This window comes from Nocardioides sp. QY071 (genome assembly GCF_029961765.1).
Classification (GTDB): Bacteria; Actinomycetota; Actinomycetes; order Propionibacteriales; family Nocardioidaceae; genus Nocardioides.
In genome coordinates this window covers 1,320,760-1,341,434 of sequence record NZ_CP124681.1, presented here as the reverse complement: position 1 = coordinate 1,341,434, position 20,675 = coordinate 1,320,760, and the positions used below count along the sequence as shown (strand labels likewise).

Sequence of the window (20,675 nt, the reverse complement as noted above, 5' to 3'; positions counted from 1 at the left end):
CGGCGGCGAGGTCGCAGGTGCGCGTCGCTACTTCTTGACCTTGACCTTCACGGTCGTGGTGGCCGAGGCCCGGTGCACCGGGTCACCGAGATAGGTGACCTTGAGGGTGCGCTTGCCCTTGGCGGACTTCGGCAGCCTCACCGTCACGGTGCCGTCGGCGCCCAGGGCGAGGGTCCGGACGAGCTTGACCTTCTTGCCCTTGAGCTTGCCGCCCTTGTAGACGACCGAGACCTGGCCGGTGGCGGCGTACTTGCCGCCGGGGACGGCGACGATGACCGTTCCCTTCTTCTTGCTGGTCGGCTTCTTGGTGACCGTGGCGGTGGCGGTGGTCGCGACCGGGTAGCCCAGCTTGGTCCAGTCGATGCTCACCGGGGTCTCGGTGTCGAGGTGCCTGCTGGCGTGCGCGTGTGCCTGCCAGGTGTAGACGGCGTACTTCTGGCGCGGGTCGAGCCTGTCCGCGGCGGCACTCAGGCTCACCGCGAAGGACCCCTCGGCCAGTGCCGCCGTCGGCAGGTACGTCGCAGCGGCGAACTTGGCCATGCCCTCGGCTGCGGAGCTCGCGGTCGGCATGCCGCCGGCCGGGGCGAGCCCGACATAGACCCCGGCGCCACCGCTGATGTCCGAGTTGACGAAGTTCTCGCCGCTCACCGCGATCTCGACGCCGGCCGCGGTGGTGACGGGCGACGCCGTGACGGCCGGAGCGTCGGCGATCGGGGCGCTGGCCGTGAAGGAGGCGGCGACCTTCTTCGGCTGGTTGTCGGCGCTCGCATAGAAGTGGGCGCGGACGCCCGGCGTGAGCTGGCCGAGGAAGGACGGCGCGAAGGAGCCGCCGCCGACCGGCTTGCCGGCGCCGATACCGAGCTCGGTCGCCGGTGCGCTGTCTGCCGGCAGCACACCGGCCCAGTCCGGGGTGTCGCTCAGGGTGGCCACGCCCTCGGCCTGGGTCCAGTCGGAGGCCTCGGCGTCGAAGGTCGTCACGACCACACGCGTCGGCGCGGTGGACGCCTCCTCGCTGCCCATCCCTGCCGCGTTCCAGGCCGACACGATGGCCGAGATCGAGCCGTTGCCAGCGGCGTCGACCGACACGACCGGGTCGGCCACGGTGACCTTGTAGTAGGTCGTCGTCGCCATGACGAAGGCGCCCTCGACGGACCCGTCGTACGCGACGCTCGCGACACCGGTGGCGGCGTCGTAGCTTCCCTCGCCTCCGGGGAAGGTGATCACGCCGTCGGCGTCCTCGCTGGCACCGCCGCCGAGGACATGGGTGGAGAGGTGGTCGTCGAACTGCTGCGAGATCTCCCACTGCAGGCTCAACGGAGCCGGGGTGGCCGAAGCGGGTGCCCCCGGGACGAGGGCGAGGCCGGCAGCGGCGACGCCGACGGCCGTGAGCGCGGCGAAGGAGCGGCGCCGGGTCGGTCGGATGGACATGGGTGTTCCCTTCTGTGGTGGTCCCGAGACGGACAGGCAGGCGGCTGCTAGCGCAGGCCGCGCACGGGCGGAGGTACGACGAGGGCGGCCGCCGCGACGAGCAGCAGCGCGCCGCCGCCCCACCAGGGCCAGGAGCGGGCCGCGGGTGCGGCCGGCGCCGGGGTGCTCGTCGACACGGGGCGCAGGTCGGTGGCCGGGCGCGCGAGCAGCGGCTGCTCGGGTGACGGCGCCGCGACGGCCGGCGGCGGCACGACGACGGGGGCGGCAGGTGCTGCCGCGGGGGGCTCGGCAGCGGCCGCGGTCGTGGCGGGCGGCGGGGGCGCGCTGTTGTGGATCTCCGGCGGCGTGCTGGTCGCGACCGTCGGGGTCGGTACGACGACCCGGCCGGCGTCGAACGCGACGGTGAGCGGGGCGGCGACCTTGTTGGGATCGGCGCTGCCGCCGCTGGAGTACCAGAACGCGGCCGTCCCGAGCGGCTCCATGAACGCGACCCACGACTGCGGGAACGCGCCCCAGTCCTGGCCGGACCGCACCTGCGCGCCGGCGGCGAGGTCGACGGTCACACCGCGGTACGTCGGGTCGGCGGTGAACCCGTCGGCGCCGAGTGTCACCTGCGGCAGGGTCGCGATCGTGACCTGCGCGGCCGGGACCGCCACCCACCGGGTCGGATCGGCCTGGTCGGAACCGAAGCCGCTCAGGGTCGCGGTGACCGTGCCGCGGCCCTCGGCCACCTCGAGCACCGGATCGCTGAGGTAGAAGAACGAGAACCCCGAGTAGAAGACGACCGTCGCGCTCCCCTGCCACGCGATCCGCGCGGTGCCGGCGGTCCGGTCGAGGGTTCCGGTGCCCTTCCCGAAGACGAGCTGGTGGTTGCTCGAGCTGCCGATCCGCAGCGCGGCGCCGGTGCTGTCGGTGCGCAGCCCGGCCCAGGTGGCGTCCTTCCACGCGCCTGCGGCCGCATCCCACTTCTCGATCTCGACGTCGCCCGAGCGCTGCTGCCACTGGGCCTCCGGCACCTGCTGGCCGCCCCGGCCGGGATCGGGTATCCGGCCGGCGACGAGGAAGTTGTAGGTGCCGGGGTTGTACGCCGCCGTGTTCGACTCGGTGTTGACCCCCCAGCGGAGCACGGCGTCGGTGAGGGTCTCGGTCGTCGGTTCGGTCGTCGGCGGGTCGGTCGGCTCGTCCGCCCGGGCGGGCGTGACGGCGAGGGTGACGAGCGCAACCAGCCAGGCGACCAGCCCGGCGGCGGCGAGGATGGCGGCGAGCGGCCTACGCACCGGAGACACCTCTGCGGCGGGCGAGGACCAGGCGGGCGAGGGCGCCGGCGAGCACGACCCCGGCGGCGACGAAGAAACCGATCCCCCAGCGGTCGGTGGCGCGCCCGTGGTCGGCCGGCGCGACGGTCGCAGCCACCGGCTCGTCGCCGGCCGCGATCGCGAACCGGACGACGGGCGGCTGGTCGCCGTCGAGCCCGTACAGGCGCAGCTCGTGGGTGCCTCCGGACGCGGCGACGGGGAGAGTGAGGACACCGGTCACCTGGCCCTGGGCACCGACGAGGAACGGCCCGGCTGCGGCGACACCGTCGTCGAGGACGGCCGAGACCTGGGCGCCCGGTGTCAGGCCGCGGGCGGTGAACGACAGGGCCCGGCCGGCGACAGCGGAGGCCCGGTCCACGCTCAGCACCGGTGCGGCGGCTGCCTGAGGAGCAGCCGGAACGTCAGGTACGACGACCTCGGGAGCCGCCGCCTCCTCCGCAGCGGGAGCCCCGGCAGCGGGAGACCCGGCCGGGTCAGGTGCCTTGCCGCCGTACAGGTCCTTGACCGTGACCGGCGTGAAGGTCTCGTTGGCGGCATTCGTGACGCCGTGCGCGCCGACGGTGATGATGCCGCAGCGGACCTTGCGGCAGTCGACGGTGCGGGTGCCGCCGTCGCGGTCGACGGCCTGGAAGGTCGCGCCGGGCACGGTGATCGTGGTGGACCAGCGGCCGGCCGCGGAGACGGTGCCGCCGTTGGCGGAGGCGGCGGTGTCGGAGCCGGGGAAGGCGACGTACTTCTGGTGGCCGGCGTTGGCCTGGCTCTCGCTGTCGGGGACGTAGAAGTAGTCCTCGCCCGTGACGCCGCCCTTGCTGGGCCGCCAGTTCCCGGACACGGTGCCGAAGAAGACGTAGATGCCGCCGTGACCGCCGCGGACCGACTGGAAGCCGGTGCCGCCGACCTCCAGGGTGGTGGCGTACGTCGGGTCGACCACCGCGCCGCCGCGGTCGCTGCTGATCGAGACCCGGGCCTGCGCGTGGGCTGCGGGGACGGGCGCCACCAGCGAGGCGAGCACGCCGAGCAGCACGAGCACGGTCCGGGTCAGCATCGCGCCTCCTGCGCAGCTCGAACGGGTACGACGACCGGTGTGCCGTCGTGGTCGAGCACCCGCACCGGGTGCTGGTAGACCTCGCCGAGCAGGTCCTCGGTGAGCACCTCGCGCGGCGCGCCGACCGCCCGTACCCGGCCCTCGGCGAGGATGCAGATCCGGTCGGCGTACGCGGCCGCCAGGGACAGGTCGTGCAGCACCACGACCACGGCACAGCCCTCGGCCGCAACGGACCGGGCGACCCCGAGGACCGCCTCCTGGTGGCGGATGTCGAGGGCCGCGGTGGGCTCGTCGAGCAGCAGCACCGGCGTCTCCTGGGCGAGGGCTCGGGCGAAGGAGGTGCGCGCCTGCTCCCCGCCGGACAGGGTCGGGAAGGTGCGCTCGGCGAGACGTTCGACGTCGGTGCGCACCATCGCCGCGGCCACGACCTCCTCGTCGGCCACCGACCGTGGGGTGCGGTGCCACGGCGAGCGGCCCATGGCCACGACGTCGTGGACCCGGAAGCCGAAGGCCAGGCCCTGCTGCTGGAGCTGGACCGCGCGCTGCTGCGCGGCCTCGCGGGCGGCGTACGACGCCAGCGGCCGCCCCGCGAGGTGGACTGCTCCCGTTCCGGGCCGGACGTCGCCGGCCAGGACGCCGAGGAGGGTGGACTTGCCGGCGCCGTTGGGGCCGACGAGTGCGACCAGCTCGCCCGGCCGGACGGTGAGGTCGACGCCGTCGAGGACGGCCTTGTCGCCGAGGGTGACGTGGATGCCGCGGGCCTCGATCATGCCCAGCCTCCTGCGGTGCGACGGGACCGGCGGATCAGCCAGAAGAAGAAGGGGCCGCCGACGAGGGAGGTGAGCATGCCGATGGGGAGGTCGGCGTTGTCGACGGCGGTGCGCGCCCACAGGTCGGCGAAGGTCAGCAGCACCGCGCCACCCAGCGCGCTGGCGGGGACGAGGAGCAGGTGCCCGGGACCGGCGATCATCCGCACCAGGTGGGGCACGACCAGTCCGACGAACGCGATGATGCCGCAGAAGGAGACGGCGGCGGCGGTGAGCAGCGCGACGACCACGATGGCCGCGAGCCGCAGCCGCTCCACGTCGACGCCGACGTGGAACGCGGCCCGGTCGCCGAGAGCGAGCAGGTCGAGGCGGCGCGCGAGGACGAGCGCGGCGGCGATGCCGACGGCGGCGAGCGGGGCGACCACGGCGACCGCGGCCCAGCGGGTGCCGTTGAGGCTGCCGAGGGTCCAGAACACGATCTCCTCGCGGGCCTGCTGGTCTCCGAGGAACATCAGGAACGCCAGGGCAGCGCTGGTCATCGCGTTGAGCGCGATGCCAGTGAGGACGAGGGTGACGACCTCGGTGCGGCCGCCGTCGCGGGAGAGCAGGTAGACGAGCAGGGTGGCCGCGAGGCCACCGAGGAAGGCGGCCGCGGCGATCGTCCACGAGCCGAGCACCGCGACGTCGAGGACGATCACGCAGCCTGCGGCGACCGCAGCGCCCGAGGACACGCCGACCACGGCGGGCTCGGCGAGCGGGTTGCCGAAGATGCCCTGCATCACCGCACCGGCGGTCGCGAGCGCGGCGCCCACCAGTGCGGCGAGCACGACCCGCGGGAAGCGCACGTCCCACAGGGTGTCCTCGGCGCGCGGGTGCGTCGGCAGTGGCCCGAGGTCGAGCCCGATCCGGTGCAGTACCGAGCCGAGCACCTCCAGCGGCGGCACGTGCATCTGGCCCTGCCCGGCGCCGACGACGAGCGCGACGAGGAGCAGGCCGGTCAGCCCGCCCAGCAGGCCCACCTTCACGAGACGGCCTCGGGGGCGTAGACGGCGACAGCGAGGGCGTTGAGGACGTCAGCGGTCTGCGGTCCGAAGCCGAGGATCTGCGAGTCCTCCATGTCGACGAACCGCTCGTGCTCGCCGGCCGGCGTGTTCGCCAGTGCGGGCAGCCGCTCGAGCAGGCCGGCGACGCCGTCGACCGAGTCGAGGCCGCCGCTCATCATCAGCACCAGGTCGGGCTGGGCGGCGACGATCGCCTCGTCGGTGACCGGCTTCATGCCGTCCCAGCCGATCTCCTCGGCGACGTCGTAGAGCCCGAGCGCGTCGATCAGGCCGTCGGCGCCGGACTCCTCGCCGAAGAGGTAGTAGACGCCGGACTGACCGCGGACGTAGAGGAACAGGGTGCGCAGCCGGTCGGTCTCCGCCTTCGGCGCGACGGCGGCGATCGCCGTACGCACGTCGTCGACCTCGGCGGCGGTGCGCTCGACGAGGGCCGCGCCCGCCTCCGGTACGCCGAGCGCCGTGGCGACCTGCGTGGTCAGCTCGGCGACGTTGTCGAGGCCGCGGTGGCTGTCGACCACGACGACGGGGATGCCGGCGTCGCGCATCTGCAGGATCACGTTCCACGGCCCGAGCGAGGTGTCGGTGAGGATGACCGTGGGGTCCAGCTCGAGGATGGCCTCGGCCGCCAGGTCGTGGCCGTTCTGCGTCACCAGCGGCAGGCCGGCGGCCTCGTCGAACTGCGTGGAGATGTCGCGCCCGACGACGCGGTCGCCGAGCCCCAGCTCGAAGACCGTGCGGGCCAGGGTGCCGTAGACGTCGAGGGCCAGCACCCGGCTGGCGTCCTTCACCGTCACCGACGTGTCCTGCGCATCGGTCACCGTCACCGGCAGCGCGGGCTCCGGCGTCGCGACCGGGTCGACCGTGCCGTCTGCGACGACCGCGCTGGTCGCACCGGTCCAGTCCCGCGCGTCGGCGAGCGGCGTGACGTCCGCGAGCCGCGGGGCCGCCGTACCGCGGTCCGCTCCCCCGCTGCGCTCCGACGCAGCGGGCGAGGAGAGCCCGCAGCCCGCGAGGAGGAGCGTGGCGGACGCGGCGGCCAGCAGGCGCCGCGGCGATCGGACGGGGTGGGACATCACGGCGGGTGCTCACTCTCGGATCAAGATGTTAGGTCAACCTTATTTAGGCTAGGCTAATCTTGATTGAGACGTCTTGACAAGTTGTCAGAATCTTGTCGACAATCTGTCGAGAACTTCACTCGATCCCCAAGGAGCACCCCCCATGACCCCGACCGAGACCGGCCTCGTCCCGCTGTCGACGGCCATGCGCGAGGGCTCGCGCGCCGAGCACGAGGCGGCCGAGGGCTCGACGTTCATGGCCGAGCTGCTCGACGGCCGGCTCACCGCGCAGGCGTACGCCGACCTGCTGCTCCGGCTGCGCCGTGTCTACGCCGCGCTCGAGGAGGTCGTCGCCGAGCACCGGGCAGACCCGATCGTCGCCGCGGTCCACGACCCCGCGCTCGAGCGGCTCGCCGCGATCGACGCCGACCTCGCCCACTGGGCTCCGGGCATCGACCCCGCCAGCGTCGACTCCCCCGCCGCGACGGCGTACGTCGACCGGATCCGCGCCGGCGCCGCCTGGGGCGGCCTCCTCGTCGCGCACCACTACACGCGCTACCTCGGCGACCTCTCCGGCGGCCAGGTGATCGGCCGCGTGCTGCAGCGCACCTTCGACCTGCCCGAGGGCGCGGGCGTGCGCTTCTACGACTTCGCGCAGATCGCGAAGCCGAAGCCCTACAAGGACGACTACCGCGCTCGGCTCGACGCGCTCGACCTCACCCCCGGCGAGGTCGAGCGGGTCGTCGACGAGGTGCGGGCCGTGTTCAGCCTCAACCAGGCGGTGTTCGAGGAGCTCGGCGGGCAGATCGAGCGCTACCGGGCGGCCTGACCGACCGCCTCGGCCGAGGCGACGCTCCCGACGTGGCGCCGCAGGAAGTGGAGGGCGTGCTCGACGGCGGGCTCGTGGAACGGCTTGCCTGCGAACAGGTCGAAGTGGTCGCCCGGGTAGTGGCGGACCTCGGCCCTGCCCGCGAAGGCTGCCTTCATCGCGGCGTGCAGCGGAGCGCTGCGGTCGAAGTCGGCGACCTGGACCAGCCAGGGGATGTCGGCGAGCGCCGCCGCGGCCTTCGCCGGCGCGCGGGTGCCGAGCTCCATCACGACGTCGGCTGCGATCTCGTTGCGCCAGGTGGGGCCGGCGATCGCGAGGTAGTCCTCGTAGGCGCCGGACAGGGTCAGCGCACCGGTCTCGCCGGGCTGCGCCACGACCGGGATCATCGCGGGGCCGCGACCCGCCCTGCGTCGTACGGCGCTCGCGAGGCCGCGCCCGGTCGAGGCGAGCAGCTGTCCGGCGCTGTGATGCCGGGTGGCCAGCCGCGCGGCGGCGAGGCCGTCGACCATCGGGACCACCGAGACGACCGCGGTGATGTCGGTGCGCTCGGCGGCGACGGACACGACGTGCCCACCCCCGAGCGAGACGCCCCAGAGCACGACCCGGGTCGCGTCGACACCGGGGAGCTGCTTCGCGGCGTCGACGGCGGCGTGCAGGTCGGCGACCTGCCCGGCGAGCGAGACGACCTGGCGCGGCTCGCCCTCGGCGGCGTCGGAGGCGCCGAAGCCGCGGTAGTCGAAGGTGACCGCGTGCAGACCGGCCGCGGCGAAGGCCTCGGCGAACGGGAACGTGCCGGCGTCCTGGGTGCCGGCGAGGCCGTGCGCGAGGACGACGACCGGGGCGCCGTCCTCCCCGGCGACGTGGGTGGCGGCGCAGCGCACGCCGCCGGAGGTGAGGTCGAAGGTCGTGCCGGTCATGCGGGGCTCCCGTAGATGCTCTGGATCCAGATGTGGGTGATCGCGTCGATGTGGCCCTCGCGATCAGGACCGACACCCAGCGCGTGCCGCTCGACAGCGTGGTCGTTGAGGTCGAGGAGGACGGCGGCGAGGACGTGGGCGTCGACGCCCTGCGGCGCGTGCCCGTGAGCCCGCTCTCGCTCGATCATCTCGGCGGTCATCTCGGCGAACTCGGCGCGTCCCGCCTCCCACAGCTCGCGGACGGCCGGGCTGGTGGCGCGGGCCTCGAGGAGCGCCCGGTAGGTGTGCGGCGTCTTGTCGACCGAGTCGAAGAGGGTCGCGACGACCGTGCGGATCCGGGCCCGCGGGTCGCCCTCGGCCTTGACCAGCAGGTCGGTGGCGTCCGACGCGTCGTCGTACAGCTCCGCCATCAGGGCCAGGACGGCGGTCGCCTTGCTCTCGAAGTAGAAGTAGAAGGCCGAGCGGGTGACGCCCGCGCGCCGCGAGATCTCGGCGACGTTGATCTCCTCGAGCGTCTGCTCACGGAGCAGGTCGTCGAGCGCGGCCAGCAGCGCGGCGCGGCGCTGGTCGCCACGGTTGACGCTGCGACGGTCGACCATGCGCGCCCAGAGGCGCTCGTCGTTCATCGCGCCACCGCCGCCGCGCGCGCCCGGCCGGCGGGGATCTCCCTCGTCCGAAGGTCGTGCTCGTAGACGAAGTAGTCGAGCTGCTGGGTGTGCCGGGCACTCGGGACCATGTGACCGGTGTACTTCTGCGTGTCCTCGTCGATCACCCGCTCCATCTCGGCGATCGACGGCGTCGCATAGCGACCGACCAGCCAGGCTGCCACCATCCGGGTCTGGCACTCGACGAACGGGAACAGCGTCGGCGTCGACTGGGCGAAGCCGATGAAGGCGAGGTCGTCGAAGCCGGGCTTGAAGACCCGCTTGTAGAGCCGGATCTCGTTGTCGGGGGCGCTGATGAGCTCGGGATCGAAGAACGGGAAGGTGATGTTGTAGCCCGTCGCGTAGATGATCACGTCGAAGTCCGCGCTCGTGCCGTCCTCGAAGTGGACGGTCTGGCCGTCGAGCCGGGCGACGTTGCCCTTGGGGGTGACGTCGCCGGACTTCAGTCGCAGCGGCAGCTCGCCGGACTGGGTGGGGTGGGCCTCGAAGAACTTGTGGTTGGGCGTGGGCAGGCCGTAGAGCGTCGGGTCGGAAGCGGTGAATCGCTGGCCCCACTGCGCCACCTTGCGCTGCCAGCTCAACGGCAGGTGCGGGTTGGTGCGGTAGTTCATGTCGGCGGCCTTGCCGTAGAGCAGCTTGGGCACGATCCACGCGCTGCTCCGGGTCGACAGGGTGACCTGGTTGCGCATCGCCTTCTGCGACAGCTCCACGGTGATGTCCGCCGCGCTGTTGCCGATCCCGACCACGAGGATCCGCTTGTCCATCAGGTGCAACGGCGTCCACGGGTCGATGTACGCGTGTGAGTGGATCGTCTCGCCGGTGAACTCGCCGGAAAACTCGGCGAAGCGGGGGTCCCAGTGGTGGCCGTTCGCCACCACGAGCACGTCGAAGCCGCGGGTCCGGCCCGCCTGGTCGGTGATGTCCCAGCCGCCTTCGGTTCGGCGCTCGGCGCTGACCACGCCGTTCTCGAACTCGATGCGCCGGCGGATGTCGAAGGCGTCGGCGTACGCGTCGAGGTAGTCCTTGATCTGGGTGTGGTGCGGGAAGTCCGGGTACTCGTCGGGCATCGGGAAGTCCCTGAAGGACAGCTGGTGCTTCGAGGTGTCGATGTGCAGTGACCGGTAGGCGCTGCTGTGGCCGTTGGGGTTGCCGAACGCCCAGTTGCCGCCGACCCGGTCCGAGGCCTCGAAGGTCGTGAACTCCAGGCCGTAGTCGGCCAGCATCTTGCTCATCGTGAGGCCGCTGATGCCGGCTCCGATGACAGCGACGGTGGGTCGGGACATTCCGACTTCCTCCTTGACAGATCAGCGTGACGGGCGTCACGTTAGGCCTGCTATTTGACACGTGTCAACAGATTCAGACGAACGTCAGGAGAACGCAGATGCAGGTATCGGTCGTCATCGGCGGCGCATCCGGGATCGGGGCGGCCACCGCCCAGGTGTTGCGCGCGGCCGGACACGAGGTCGTGGTCGCGGACCTGCCCGGTAGGGCGGCCGACGCGTTCGTCGACGTCACGGACGAGACCTCCGTCGAGGCCCTCTTCGACCTGGTCGTCGCCGAGCACGGCGCTCCCCACGGCGTGGTCAACTGCGCCGGCGTGAGCACGCTGTCGCGCGTCGTCGACCACGATGCGACCGAGTGGCGCCGGGTCGTCGACGTCTGCCTCAACGGCGCCTTCCTGGTCCTCAAGCACGCCGGGCGCCGGGTCGCGGACGGCGGCTCCCTGGTCTCGCTCTCCTCGCTCAACGCACGCCAGCCCGGGACCGGCCTGGCGGCGTACTGCGCCGCGAAGGCGGGCCTGGTCGCCCTCACCGAGGTGGCCGCGCTCGAGCTCGGCGCGCGCGGCGTACGCGTCAACGCGGTCGCGCCCGGCCTGGTCGTCACCCCGCTGACCGCGCCTGCGATGGACATCCCCGGCGTGCGCGAGGACTACCTCGAGAACACCGCCCTCGGCCGCTCCGGCGAGCCGGTGGAGATCGCCGCCGCCATCCGGTTCCTGCTCTCCGACGAGTCGACGTGGATCACCGGCGAGACCCTCGACATCAACGGCGGCGCGCACCTGCGCCGCTACCCGGACCTCGTCGCCCTGGTCGAGAAGGCGTTCGCGTGAGGACGGCTGTCGTCACCGGCGGCGGCTCCGGCATCGGCGCCGCGCTGGTGCGGGCGCTGGTCGCCGACGGTGCGTACGTCGTGTGCGCCGACCTGGACCTCGACGCGGCCTCGGCCGTGGCCTCCTCCGCGTCGGGGCCCGGGACCGCGGTGGCGCGGCAGGTCGACGTCACCTCGTCCGCGGCGGTCGAGGAGGCAGTGGCGGCCGTGGTCACCGAGCACGGCCGGATCGACCTGATGTTCAACAACGCCGGGATCACCTGGCTCGGCGCGACCGAGTCGCTGAGCCTGGCGCAGTGGAACGCGATCATCGACGTCAACATCCGCGGTGTGGTGCACGGCGTGCACGCGGCGTACCCGCGGATGATCGCCCAGGGTGGAGGTCACATCGTCAACACCGCCTCGATGGGCGGACTGATGGCGGCGGGGTTGATGACGTCGTACGTCACCACCAAGCACGCCGTGGTCGGGCTCTCCCTCGCGCTGCGCACCGAGGGCGCCGCGCACGACGTCGGCGTGACCGTCGTGTGCCCGGCCGCCGTCGACACCCCGATCCTCGACAAGGGCGAGATCGGGCCGTTCCGGGGCCGCGACTTCTACCTCGAGGGGCAGGGTGTCAAGCGGCCCGTCGACCCGGACGTGCTGGCCCGCCGGGTCCTCGCCGCCGTCGCGGCGAACGAGGCGATCGTGATCGAGCCCCGCCAGGCAAGGATCGCGTGGCGGGTCGGCCGGCTCGCGCCGATGTTCGTCAACCGGATGGCGACGAGGTTCATCGCGAAGCAGCGCGCGCAGGCCTCCTGAACCAGCGCCGCCGGCTGGGGCGCGGCAGGGTCGGGCGGCTAACGTCTTGGCCCATGGTCACGTTCGGGGGGACCGGTGTCATGCTGCTCGGCATCGGCGTCGCGGGAGTGCTCTGCGCCCTCCTCGGCCTCGCCCTCGCCCGCCCCCTCGGCTGGGTCTCCGCGATCGCGATCGCGGGCTTCCTGTGGTCCGTCGCGGTGATCGCGCTGGTCACCCTGGTCCCCACCTCCCCCGACACCGGCTTCGTCCCCGCCGAGACCCGGATGACGACCTGCTCGTGGGACATCGGCGGTCCCGCACCCGACGGCTTCTGGATCTTCCAGTCCGGGCAGCGCACCCTCAACACCGTGCTCTTCGTGCCCGCCGGCGCCCTGCTCGTGCTGGCGGTCGCCCGATGGCGCAGCGGCTGGCTGCTCGCCCCCGCCGGGCTCCTCGGCCTGGCCGCGTACTCCGCCCTCATCGAGAAGACCCAGCTGGAGCTGGCCCGCATCGACCGGGCCTGCGACGTCACCGACATCATCGACAACGCCACCGGTGCGGTGTTCGGCGCGGTGATCGGGCTGGTGGCCGTGGTGGTGCTGCGACCCTGGCGGCACCGGCAGGCGAAGGTGCGCCGGCGCTCGGCGTATCGCTGAGGGAAGTCCCTCTCGGCACCCCGCCATCATCCGCCGGTGGTTCCACTCCAGCAGCCACCGGCCGCCGTACGACGCCAGCGCGAGCAGCCCGCCGACCGTGACCTCCTGGGCGAAGTCCAGCCGGGTCCGGCCGCCCTCCGCGGTGAGCGTGAACCGGGCGAACCCGTCGAGGTCGCCCCCGATCGCCACCTCCACCACCGGGGGCGTGCGGGAGACGGCGTCGAGGACCAGGTCGAGCGTGTAGGGCAGGGCGGAGCGGCAGCGCACCCACGCGGTGTCCGGGCCGAGCTTGGCGACCGCGCGGACCTGCGGCCACCAGCGCGGGTAGTGCTCGAGATCGACCAGGGCCGCCGCCACGTCGTCCACCGGCGCGGCGACGAGCCAGGTGTCGGTGAAGGTGAAGGAGCGGCGCACGGGTCCATCATGGCGGGCGCGGATGCCCGGACCTGAGCGACACTGGGACCATGCCGAGCACCGGACCCACCATCGCCGAGGCCGCTGAGCTCCTGGGCCTGACCGCGGACACCCTGCGCTACTACGAGAAGGACGGGCTGCTGCTGCGCCCGGTGCCCCGCGACAACAGCGGGCACCGGCGCTACGACGAGCCGGACCTGCGCTGGATCGAGCTGGTGACCAGGCTGCGTTCGACGGGGATGCCGATCCGTGACGTGCGGCGCTACGCCGACCTCGTGCGGGCGGGCGACGGCAACGAGGAGGAGCGACTGGCGCTGCTGCAGGCCCACCGCGACGAGGTATGCCGCCAGCTCGCCGAGGTCACCGCGCACCTGGGCGCCATCGACCTCAAGATCGCGCTCTACGAGGAGCGGCTCGTCCAGCTCGAGCGCAGCGCTTGACCTGGAGCGCGCTCCAAGGGGTTCGATGGTCGACATGACGAACTCGACCCGCACCCTCGGTACGACGTCCCCGCTGACCGTCTCGTCCCTCGGCCTCGGCTGCATGGGCATGTCGGAGTTCTACGGAGCCCCCGACGAGGCGGCCGGCATCGCGACCATCCACCGCGCCCTGGACCTGGGGATCACCTTCCTCGACACCGCCGACATGTACGGCCCCTTCACCAACGAGCAGCTCGTGGGCAAGGCGATCGCCGGCCGGCGCGACGAGGTGCAGCTCGCGACGAAGTTCGGCAACGAGCGGGCGCCCGACGGCACCCGGCTCCGGATCAACGGGACGCCCGACTACGTCCGAGCCGCCTGCGACGCCAGCCTGCAGCGCCTGGGCGTCGACCACATCGACCTCTACTACCAGCACCGTGTCGACCCGACGGTCCCGATCGAGGACACGGTCGGGGCGATGAAGGAGCTCGTCGAGGCGGGCAAGGTCCGCCACCTCGGACTGTCGGAGGCCTCCCCCGAGACCATCCGGCGCGCGCACGCGGTGCACCCGGTCACCGCGCTGCAGACGGAGTACTCGCTGTTCACGCGCGACCTCGAGGACGCGATCCTGCCGACGCTGCGTGAGCTCGGGATCGGCCTGGTCCCCTACTCCCCGCTGGGCCGCGGCATCCTGACCGGCGCGATCACCGGCACCCCGGCCGACGGCGACAGCCGCGCGACGGGGTACTTCCCGCGCTTCCAGGGCGAGAACCTCGCCACCAACCTCGTCCTGGTCGACAAGGTCCGCGAGCTGGCGACCGAGCACGGCTGCACCCCCGGCCAGCTCGCACTCGCGTGGGTGCTGGCCCAGGGCGAGGACGTGGTGCCGATCCCGGGCACCAAGCGGGTCGCCTACCTCGAGGAGAACGCCGGTGCGCTCGACGTCGTGCTCACCGCCGACGACCTCGCGGCTCTCGACGCGGCCGTGCCGCGCGACGCCGTCGCCGGTGACAGGTACGGCGACATGAGCACCATCGACGCCTGAGCCCGGCCGCCGCGACTCAGCGAGCAGGGGTGATCCGCACCTTCACGTTCTTCATCAGCGGCTGGTCGCTCTGCTCGCTGTAGTCGGCGGCACCGATCAGCACGTTCATCTCCGGCATGTAGCCGGCCGCGCTCCCCCGCGGCAGGTCGTACCTGAGCGCCGTGTAGCCGCGCAGCTCGCGGGTCGTGCCGTCCTTGCAGGTGGCGACGATGTCGACCTGGCCGCCCTGCTCGATGCCCCGCGCCCTCATGTCGTCCTTGTGCAGGAAGACCAGCGTCCGCAGGTTCTTGACGCCGCGGTAGCGGTCGTCGTCGGAGTAGATGGTGGTGTTCCACTGGTCGTGGGAGCGCATCGTCTGCAGCACCAGCACGTCGGCGTCGGCCGGGATCACGTCGGGCAGCGGCGCGGAGGAGAACTCCGCCCGCCCCGACGGGGTCCCGAACACCAGCTCCCGAGCGGGCTGCTTGAGCCGGAACCCGAGCGGGAGCCGGACCCGGCGGTTGAAGTCCTCGAACCCGATCAGCGCCTTGGCCATGGTGTCGCGGATCCGGTCGTAGTCGTCGACGTACCAGTCCCACGGCGTCGCACTGTCCGGCAGCGTCGCGCGCGCCATCCCGGCGATGATCGCCGGCTCCGAGAGGAGGTGCGGCGATGCGGGCCTCCGCTTGCCACGGGACAGGTGGACCATGCTCATCGAGTCCTCGACCGAGGTCTCCATCAGCCCGTGCTTCTGCTCGTCCTTCTCGGTGCGGCCCAGGCACGGCAGGATCAGCGCCTTGCGGCCGTGAACCAGATGGCTGCGGTTGAGCTTGGTGCTGACCTGCACCGTCAGCTCGCAGTTGCGCAGCCCCTCGGCGGTGTACGGCGTGTCCGGGGCCGCCAGCACGAAGTTGCCACCCATCCCGACGAACACCTTGATGGTGCCGTCGTGCATGCCGGCGATGGTCGAGACCGTGTCGCGGCCGTGCTCGCGCGGCGCCTCGATCCCGCACGCCGCATCGAGACGGTCGAGGAAGTCGGCGGACGGGCGGTGGTCGATGCCGCAGGTGCGGTTGCCCTGGACGTTGCTGTGCCCGCGCACCGGCGACGGGCCGGCGCCCTCGCGGCCGAGGTTGCCGCGCAGCAGCAGCACGTTGACGATCTCGCGAATCGCGTCAGGCCCGTGCTCGTGCTGGGTGACGCCCAGGCACCAGCTGATCAGGGTCCGGTCGGCCTCCGAGTAGATCCGGGCGGCCTTGCGGATCTCCTTCTCCTTCAGCCCCGACTGCTCCACGAGCGTGGACCACGGCGTCGCCTCGACCAGGTCCCGGTAGTCCTCGAAGCCGTGCGTGTAGCGCTCGATGAACTCGACGTCGAGCGCCCTCGGGTCGCTGCGGAACTCCTCGAGCAGCGCCTTCGCCATCCCCCGCATCAGCGCCATGTCGCCACCGGGGCGAACCTGCAGGTTGAGCGTGCCAGTGCGAGTGGCCTTCATCAGCGCCATGTCGACCATCTCGTGCGGGATGATCGCCTTGCGCGACGCGGCCTCGATGAGCGGGTTCACGTGCACTATCTGGGCGCCGCGGTCGAAGGCCTCGGTCAGCGCGGTCAGCATCCGAGGCGCGTTGGACGCCGCGTTGACGCCCATGATGAACAGCGCGTCCGCCGTCTCCCAGTCCTTGAGGTCCGCGGTGCCCTTGCCGGTGCCGAGCGAGGCCTGCAGCGCCCGCCCGGACGCCTCGTGGCACATGTTCGAGCAGTCGGGCAGGTTGTTGGTGCCGTACTCGCGTGCCATGAGCTGGTAGAGGAAGGTGGCCTCGTTGCCGAGCCGGCCCGAGGTGTAGAAGGAGGCCTGGTCCGGGTCGTCGAGCGCGCGCAGCTCGGCGCCGACGAGCGCGAACGCGTCGGACCAGCTGATCGGGACGTACTTGTCGGACGCGGCGTCGTACACCATCGGCTCGGTCAGCCGGCCCTGGTCCTCGAGCTCGAACTCCGACCAGCCCTCCAGCTCGGTCACCGTGTGGGCGGCGAAGAACTCGCGGTCCACCCGCTTCGAGGTCATCTCCCACACGACGTGCTTGATGCCGTTCTCGCAGATGTCGAGCTTGAGGCCCTTGAGGTCGTCGGGCCACGCACAACCCGGGCAGTCGAAGCCGTCGTTCTCGTGGTTCATCCGGAACATCGCGGCACGGCCGCGCCCGAACGCGTGCTCCTTCGCGAGCACCTTGTTGACCGAGATCGCGGCCCCCCAGCCGGCTGCCGGATGGTGGTAGTCCTTCTGCGACCAGCTTTGATCCGCCATGCAGCGAACCTAACCCCGCGCCGCCGTCTGCGACAGGGCTACGGTGGGCCGGTGACCACGCCTGACACCGACGTCCTGCTCACCCGGGCCCAGTCCTGGCTCGCCGAGGACCCCGACGTCCAGACCCGCGACGAGCTGGTCCGGGTGATCGCGGCCGTCGAGGCCGGCGACGCCGCCGCCCGCGCCGATCTCGCCGACCGCTTCCGCGGCACCCTCGAGTTCGGTACCGCGGGCCTGCGCGGCGCACTCGGCGCCGGCCCCAACCGGATGAACCGGGTCGTCGTGCTGCGCGCGGCGGCCGGCCTGGCGGCGTACCTCCTCGACACCGGCACCGCCCCGGGCACCCCCGTCGTGATCGGGTACGACGCCCGCCACAACTCCGACGTCTTCGCCCACGACACCGCCGAGGTGATGGCCGGCGCCGGCCTCAAGCCGCTGCTGCTCCCCCGGCCGCTGCCGACCCCCTTGCTGGCCTTCGCGATCCGCGAGCTCGGCTGCGCGGCCGGCGTGATGGTGACCGCGAGCCACAACCCGCCGCAGGACAACGGCTACAAGGTCTATCTCGGCGACGGCAGCCAGATCGTGCCGCCGGCCGACACCGAGATCGCAGCGCGGATCGCGGCCGTCGGCAACCTGGAGTCGGTCGCGCGGGTGCCGCTGGGCACGACCGGCGGCCGGGTGCTCGACGACGGGATCGTCGACGCCTACCTCGACACGGTCGCCGCGATCGCCGCCGACGGGCCGCGCGACCTGACGATCGTCTACACGCCGCTGCACGGCGTCGGCGGCGGCGCGCTGCCGAGCGTGCTGGAGACCGCGGGCTTCGCGGCGCCGCAGGTCGTCGCCGAGCAGGAGGCGCCCGACCCGGACTTCCCGACCGTCGCCTTCCCCAACCCGGAGGAGCCCGGCGCCATCGACCGCGCAGTCGCGCTGGCGGAGCAGACCGGGGCCGACATCGTCATCGCCAACGACCCCGACGCCGACAGGTGCGCGGCCGCCGTACCCGGCCCGGACGGGTGGCGGATGCTGCGCGGCGACGAGGTGGGGGCGCTGCTCGCCGACCACCTGCTGCGGGCCGGCCGCACCGGCGTCTACGCCACCTCGATCGTGTCGTCGTCGCTGCTCGGCACGATGGCGAAGGCCCACGGGCAGCGGTACGCCGAGACGCTCACCGGCTTCAAGTGGATCGGCCGCCTGCCGGAGCTGGTGTTCGGCTACGAGGAGGCGCTGGGCTACTGCGTCGACCCGACCCACGTCTCCGACAAGGACGGCGTGTCCGCGGCCCTGCTGCTGTGCGAGATCGCCGCCGAGGCCAAGGCCGCGGGGCGGAGCCTGCTCGACCTGCTCGACGACATCGCCGTCACCCACGGCCTGCACGCGACCGACCAGCTCTCGGTGCGGGTCACCGACCTCGGCGAGATCGCGACCGCCATGGCTCGCCTGCGCGAGGCACCGCCGGCCACCCTCGGTGGCTCGGCGGTCACCGCCGCCGACGACCTCGCCGCCGGGTCGGCGCAGCTGCCGCCGACCGACGGGCTGCGCTACCGCACCGCGGACGGCAGCCGGGTCGTCGTACGTCCCAGCGGCACCGAGCCCAAGCTCAAGTGCTACCTCGAGGTCGTGGTCCCCGTGGTCGACGGCGACGTCGCCTCGGCCCGGGCCGAGGCGGCGACGCGGCTCACCGCGTTGCGGGCCGACATCGCCGCCGCAGCGGGGATCTGACGGTCAGAGGCGTCAGCTGATCGAGACCGCGTCGACGACGAAGACGAGGGTCTCGTTCGGCGCGACGCCGTTGCCGCCCTGGCCGTAGCCCAGGTCCGGCGGGACGACCAGCAGCCGGCGGGTGCCCTTCTGGACGCCGATCAGGCCCTGGTTCCAGCCGTCGATGACCGGCGCGTTGCCGAGGTTCTCCAGCGGGAAGGTCTCGCCGCGCTCGAAGGAGCTGTCGAGCACCTGCTTGTCCGACCACGTGACCAGGTGGTAGTTCGTCTCGACGGTGTCGCCCGTCTTCGCGGCCGGACCGCTGCCGGTGACCAGGTCCTTGCTCAGCAGGGTGGTCGGGGGCGCGCAGTCGTCGGGGATGGTGATCGTCGGCGTGCTGCCGAAGTCGCCCTCGACCGTGATGTCGTCGGCCGTGCACTCCGCGGTCGGGGTGGTCGGGGCGGACGAGCCGGTCGGGGCGGACGACGAGGTGTCGGCGGCCTTCTCCTCCCCATCGTCGCCACAGGCACTGGTGGCGAGCACGGACAGCGACAGGAGGGCGGCGGCGGCCAGCCGGACACGGGTCTGCATGGGGTGCAGCCTACGAACGGTGCGAAACCGTCAGCCGACGAGGGCCAGGACGACGGTCGCCACCGCGAGCACGCCGACCACCACGATCTCGGGCCACGCCCAGGCGTGGCGCACCTCCGCGACACCCTCGGCCGTCGTACGGCGCTCGCGGGCGGTGGCGACCTTGCGCTCGATCTTGTCCTGGATCAGCCAGGCGGTGGACCGCTTCTCGAGCGGGGTGTCGTGGGAGGCGTGGCGGTCCTTGCGGATGGTCCCGCGGGTGCGGCCGAACCCGCTGCCGACGTACCGCTGCTCGCCGACGCTGACCACGGTCACCTGGGTGATCTCCACGCCGGTGATCTCGGCGAAGGGCACCCAGCGCGAGTGCAGCACGTTGCGCAGCTCGAGCTCGTCGTGGTGCAGCCGCACCGCGGGCCGGACCATGACCAGCCAGATCAGCGCACCGAGCAGCAGGCAGAAAGGGAACGCCCACGGCGCGAAGCCGGCTTCGTCGTCGACCAGTCCGTAGATCAGCACGGCGGCCACCAGGACAAGTCCGGTCACGCCCATGACCAGGCCGCCGGAGCTGTAGCGCTCGACCTTCTCGACACCTTCGTTCTGCACGTCTACAACCCTATGCTGACGGCATGCCCACCTCCGCCCTCGCGGCGTACTCCGAAGTGACGGCGAGCGACGCCTCGCTGCGCCGGTTCCTACACGGACTGCCCGGCGTCGACCAGGTCGGTGCCGAGGCGAGGGCCGCGGGGCTCGGGACCCGCTCGATCAAGACCACGGCGAAGGCCTGGGCCCTCGACCTGGCGATCCGGATGGTCGACCTGACCACGCTCGAGGGCCAGGACACCCCCGGCAAGGTGCGCGCGCTCGCCAACAAGGCGCTGCGCCCGGACCCCGCCGACCCGACCTGCCCGTCCGTGGCGGCCGTGTGCGTCTACGGCGACCTGGTGGGCGAGGTGAAGGCGATCGTCGGCTCGCAGGTCAACGTGGCCGCGGTCGCCACGGCGTTCCCCAGCGGCCGGGCGTCGATGGACGTCAAGCTCGCCGACACCCGCGACGCAGTGGCCAACGGCGCCGACGAGATCGACATGGTGATCGACCGTGGGGCGTTCCTGGCCGGTCGCTACCTGCAGGTCTTCGAGGAGATCGTCGCGACCCGCGAGGCGTGCGTGCGCCCCGACGGCTCGCACGCCCACCTCAAGGTGATCTTCGAGACCGGTGAGCTGCAGACCTACGACAACGTACGACGCGCGTCGTGGCTGGCGATGCTGGCCGGCACCGACTTCATCAAGACCTCCACCGGCAAGGTGCAGCCGGCCGCCACCCTGCCGGTCACCCTGGTGATGCTGGAGGCGGTCCGCGACTTCCGCGAGGCGACCGGCGTCCAGATCGGCGTGAAGCCGGCGGGCGGCATCCGCACCGCCAAGGACGCGATCAAGTACCTCGTGATGGTCAACGAGATCGCCGGCGACGACTGGCTCGACCCGGACTGGTTCCGCTTCGGTGCCTCGACGCTGCTCAACGACCTGCTCATGCAGCGCACGAAGATGACCACCGGCCGCTACAGCGGTCCCGACTACTTCACCCTGGACTGACCGAGGG

The 20,675-nt window shown here is 72.3% G+C and carries 20 protein-coding genes and 1 pseudogene; 8 read left to right on the top strand and 13 right to left on the bottom strand.

What is annotated here, in order from left to right:
* Window positions 1-27: 27 nt before the first annotated feature.
* Genes QI633_RS06350 through QI633_RS06325 form a run of 6 tightly spaced genes read right to left on the bottom strand, consistent with a single transcriptional unit; the run spans window position 28 to window position 6,690 of the window.
* On the bottom strand, window positions 28-1,428 hold the full coding sequence (locus QI633_RS06350; RefSeq protein ID WP_282428454.1) for an HtaA domain-containing protein: 1,401 nt from the start codon (window positions 1,426-1,428) through the stop codon (window positions 28-30).
* A gap of 47 nt (window positions 1,429-1,475) precedes the next feature.
* The gene (locus tag QI633_RS06345; RefSeq protein ID WP_282428453.1) at window positions 1,476-2,705 is read right to left on the bottom strand and encodes a hypothetical protein; all 1,230 of its coding nucleotides are present in this window, start codon (window positions 2,703-2,705) and stop codon (window positions 1,476-1,478) included.
* Window positions 2,698-3,789, bottom strand: coding sequence for a hypothetical protein (locus QI633_RS06340; protein ID WP_282428452.1), 1,092 nt, complete (start codon window positions 3,787-3,789; stop codon window positions 2,698-2,700). Before QI633_RS06340 ends, QI633_RS06345 begins: the two co-directional genes overlap by 8 nt.
* Complete coding sequence (locus QI633_RS06335; protein WP_282428451.1) at window positions 3,783-4,559, bottom strand: heme ABC transporter ATP-binding protein; 777 nt, start codon at window positions 4,557-4,559, stop codon at window positions 3,783-3,785. The genes QI633_RS06340 and QI633_RS06335 overlap by 7 nt, the downstream gene beginning before the upstream one ends.
* Window positions 4,556-5,581, bottom strand: a complete 1,026-nt coding sequence (locus QI633_RS06330) for an iron ABC transporter permease (RefSeq protein ID WP_260806116.1) — start codon at window positions 5,579-5,581, stop codon at window positions 4,556-4,558. Before QI633_RS06330 ends, QI633_RS06335 begins: the two co-directional genes overlap by 4 nt.
* Complete coding sequence (locus QI633_RS06325; protein ID WP_282428450.1) at window positions 5,578-6,690, bottom strand: ABC transporter substrate-binding protein; 1,113 nt, start codon at window positions 6,688-6,690, stop codon at window positions 5,578-5,580. The genes QI633_RS06330 and QI633_RS06325 overlap by 4 nt, the downstream gene beginning before the upstream one ends.
* 145 nt (window positions 6,691-6,835) lie before the next feature.
* Between QI633_RS06325 and QI633_RS06320 the strand changes: the two genes are divergently transcribed.
* Window positions 6,836-7,501, top strand: coding sequence for a biliverdin-producing heme oxygenase (locus QI633_RS06320; RefSeq protein WP_282428449.1), 666 nt, complete (start codon window positions 6,836-6,838; stop codon window positions 7,499-7,501).
* On the opposite strand, the gene QI633_RS06315 is transcribed toward QI633_RS06320, so the two are convergent.
* Genes QI633_RS06315 through QI633_RS06305 form a run of 3 tightly spaced genes read right to left on the bottom strand, consistent with a single transcriptional unit; the run spans window position 7,486 to window position 10,366 of the window.
* Window positions 7,486-8,418, bottom strand: a complete 933-nt coding sequence (locus tag QI633_RS06315; RefSeq protein ID WP_282428448.1) for an alpha/beta fold hydrolase — start codon at window positions 8,416-8,418, stop codon at window positions 7,486-7,488. The genes QI633_RS06320 and QI633_RS06315 overlap by 16 nt on opposite strands.
* Window positions 8,415-9,044 carry a TetR/AcrR family transcriptional regulator gene (locus QI633_RS06310; protein ID WP_141799916.1) on the bottom strand — a complete coding sequence of 210 codons (630 nt, stop codon included), beginning with the start codon at window positions 9,042-9,044 and terminating at the stop codon, window positions 8,415-8,417. The genes QI633_RS06315 and QI633_RS06310 overlap by 4 nt, the downstream gene beginning before the upstream one ends.
* Complete coding sequence (locus QI633_RS06305; RefSeq protein WP_282428447.1) at window positions 9,041-10,366, bottom strand: NAD(P)-binding domain-containing protein; 1,326 nt, start codon at window positions 10,364-10,366, stop codon at window positions 9,041-9,043. The genes QI633_RS06310 and QI633_RS06305 overlap by 4 nt, the downstream gene beginning before the upstream one ends.
* A gap of 98 nt (window positions 10,367-10,464) precedes the next feature.
* Here QI633_RS06305 and QI633_RS06300 point away from each other — a divergent pair, with 98 nt between their 5' ends.
* From QI633_RS06300 to QI633_RS06290, 3 genes are read left to right on the top strand one after another with little or no spacing between them, the layout of a single operon-like run.
* The gene (locus QI633_RS06300; protein WP_282428446.1) at window positions 10,465-11,193 is read left to right on the top strand and encodes an SDR family oxidoreductase; all 729 of its coding nucleotides are present in this window, start codon (window positions 10,465-10,467) and stop codon (window positions 11,191-11,193) included.
* Window positions 11,190-11,993, top strand: coding sequence for an SDR family oxidoreductase (locus tag QI633_RS06295; RefSeq protein ID WP_282428445.1), 804 nt, complete (start codon window positions 11,190-11,192; stop codon window positions 11,991-11,993). Before QI633_RS06300 ends, QI633_RS06295 begins: the two co-directional genes overlap by 4 nt.
* Before the next feature lie 53 nt (window positions 11,994-12,046).
* Entirely contained in the window at window positions 12,047-12,628 is a 582-nt protein-coding gene (locus QI633_RS06290) for a VanZ family protein (protein ID WP_282428444.1), read from the top strand.
* 42 nt (window positions 12,629-12,670) lie between these two features.
* On the opposite strand, the pseudogene QI633_RS06285 reads toward QI633_RS06290, so the two are convergent.
* Window positions 12,671-13,042 (bottom strand): annotated as a pseudogene (locus QI633_RS06285) (SRPBCC family protein); the annotation flags it as partial.
* Between the two features lie 50 nt (window positions 13,043-13,092).
* On the opposite strand from QI633_RS06285, the gene QI633_RS06280 reads away from it, so the two are divergent.
* Window positions 13,093-13,482, top strand: coding sequence for a MerR family transcriptional regulator (locus QI633_RS06280; protein ID WP_282428443.1), 390 nt, complete (start codon window positions 13,093-13,095; stop codon window positions 13,480-13,482).
* A 34-nt stretch (window positions 13,483-13,516) separates the two neighbouring features.
* Window positions 13,517-14,506, top strand: a complete 990-nt coding sequence (locus QI633_RS06275; protein ID WP_282428442.1) for an aldo/keto reductase — start codon at window positions 13,517-13,519, stop codon at window positions 14,504-14,506.
* Between the two features lie 16 nt (window positions 14,507-14,522).
* On the opposite strand, the gene QI633_RS06270 is transcribed toward QI633_RS06275, so the two are convergent.
* On the bottom strand, window positions 14,523-16,787 hold the full coding sequence (locus QI633_RS06270) for an FdhF/YdeP family oxidoreductase (RefSeq protein ID WP_282428441.1): 2,265 nt from the start codon (window positions 16,785-16,787) through the stop codon (window positions 14,523-14,525).
* Window positions 16,788-16,838: 51 nt separating this feature from the next.
* On the opposite strand from QI633_RS06270, the gene QI633_RS06265 reads away from it, so the two are divergent.
* The gene (locus tag QI633_RS06265; RefSeq protein WP_260806117.1) at window positions 16,839-18,509 is read left to right on the top strand and encodes a phospho-sugar mutase; all 1,671 of its coding nucleotides are present in this window, start codon (window positions 16,839-16,841) and stop codon (window positions 18,507-18,509) included.
* A 12-nt stretch (window positions 18,510-18,521) separates the two neighbouring features.
* Here the strand turns inward: QI633_RS06265 and QI633_RS06260 are convergent, their stop codons facing one another.
* Window positions 18,522-19,079, bottom strand: a complete 558-nt coding sequence (locus QI633_RS06260) for an FKBP-type peptidyl-prolyl cis-trans isomerase (protein WP_141799925.1) — start codon at window positions 19,077-19,079, stop codon at window positions 18,522-18,524.
* Between the two features lie 30 nt (window positions 19,080-19,109).
* Window positions 19,110-19,682 (bottom strand): hypothetical protein, encoded by a 573-nt coding sequence (locus tag QI633_RS06255; protein ID WP_282428440.1) that lies wholly within the window; start codon window positions 19,680-19,682, stop codon window positions 19,110-19,112.
* Between the two features lie 23 nt (window positions 19,683-19,705).
* Between QI633_RS06255 and deoC the strand changes: the two genes are divergently transcribed.
* Complete coding sequence (deoC, locus tag QI633_RS06250; RefSeq protein WP_141799927.1) at window positions 19,706-20,668, top strand: deoxyribose-phosphate aldolase; 963 nt, start codon at window positions 19,706-19,708, stop codon at window positions 20,666-20,668.
* Window positions 20,669-20,675 lie beyond the last annotated feature (7 nt).

Excerpts from the sequence above, each read along its gene's own strand:
- QI633_RS06350 (WP_282428454.1), bottom strand. The coding sequence starts at position 1,428 with ATGTCCATCCGACCGACCCGGCGCCGCTCCTTCGCCGCGCTCACGGCC.
- QI633_RS06340 (WP_282428452.1), bottom strand. The coding sequence starts at position 3,789 with ATGCTGACCCGGACCGTGCTCGTGCTGCTCGGCGTGCTCGCCTCGCTG.
- QI633_RS06335 (WP_282428451.1), bottom strand. The coding sequence starts at position 4,559 with ATGATCGAGGCCCGCGGCATCCACGTCACCCTCGGCGACAAGGCCGTC.
- QI633_RS06325 (WP_282428450.1), bottom strand. The coding sequence starts at position 6,690 with ATGTCCCACCCCGTCCGATCGCCGCGGCGCCTGCTGGCCGCCGCGTCC.
- QI633_RS06320 (WP_282428449.1), top strand. The coding sequence starts at position 6,836 with ATGACCCCGACCGAGACCGGCCTCGTCCCGCTGTCGACGGCCATGCGC.
- QI633_RS06315 (WP_282428448.1), bottom strand. The coding sequence starts at position 8,418 with ATGACCGGCACGACCTTCGACCTCACCTCCGGCGGCGTGCGCTGCGCC.
- QI633_RS06310 (WP_141799916.1), bottom strand. The coding sequence starts at position 9,044 with ATGAACGACGAGCGCCTCTGGGCGCGCATGGTCGACCGTCGCAGCGTC.
- QI633_RS06305 (WP_282428447.1), bottom strand. The coding sequence starts at position 10,366 with ATGTCCCGACCCACCGTCGCTGTCATCGGAGCCGGCATCAGCGGCCTC.
- QI633_RS06300 (WP_282428446.1), top strand. The coding sequence starts at position 10,465 with ATGCAGGTATCGGTCGTCATCGGCGGCGCATCCGGGATCGGGGCGGCC.
- QI633_RS06290 (WP_282428444.1), top strand. The coding sequence starts at position 12,047 with ATGGTCACGTTCGGGGGGACCGGTGTCATGCTGCTCGGCATCGGCGTC.
- QI633_RS06280 (WP_282428443.1), top strand. The coding sequence starts at position 13,093 with ATGCCGAGCACCGGACCCACCATCGCCGAGGCCGCTGAGCTCCTGGGC.
- QI633_RS06275 (WP_282428442.1), top strand. The coding sequence starts at position 13,517 with ATGACGAACTCGACCCGCACCCTCGGTACGACGTCCCCGCTGACCGTC.
- QI633_RS06270 (WP_282428441.1), bottom strand. The coding sequence starts at position 16,787 with ATGGCGGATCAAAGCTGGTCGCAGAAGGACTACCACCATCCGGCAGCC.
- QI633_RS06260 (WP_141799925.1), bottom strand. The coding sequence starts at position 19,079 with ATGCAGACCCGTGTCCGGCTGGCCGCCGCCGCCCTCCTGTCGCTGTCC.
- deoC (WP_141799927.1), top strand. The coding sequence starts at position 19,706 with ATGCCCACCTCCGCCCTCGCGGCGTACTCCGAAGTGACGGCGAGCGAC.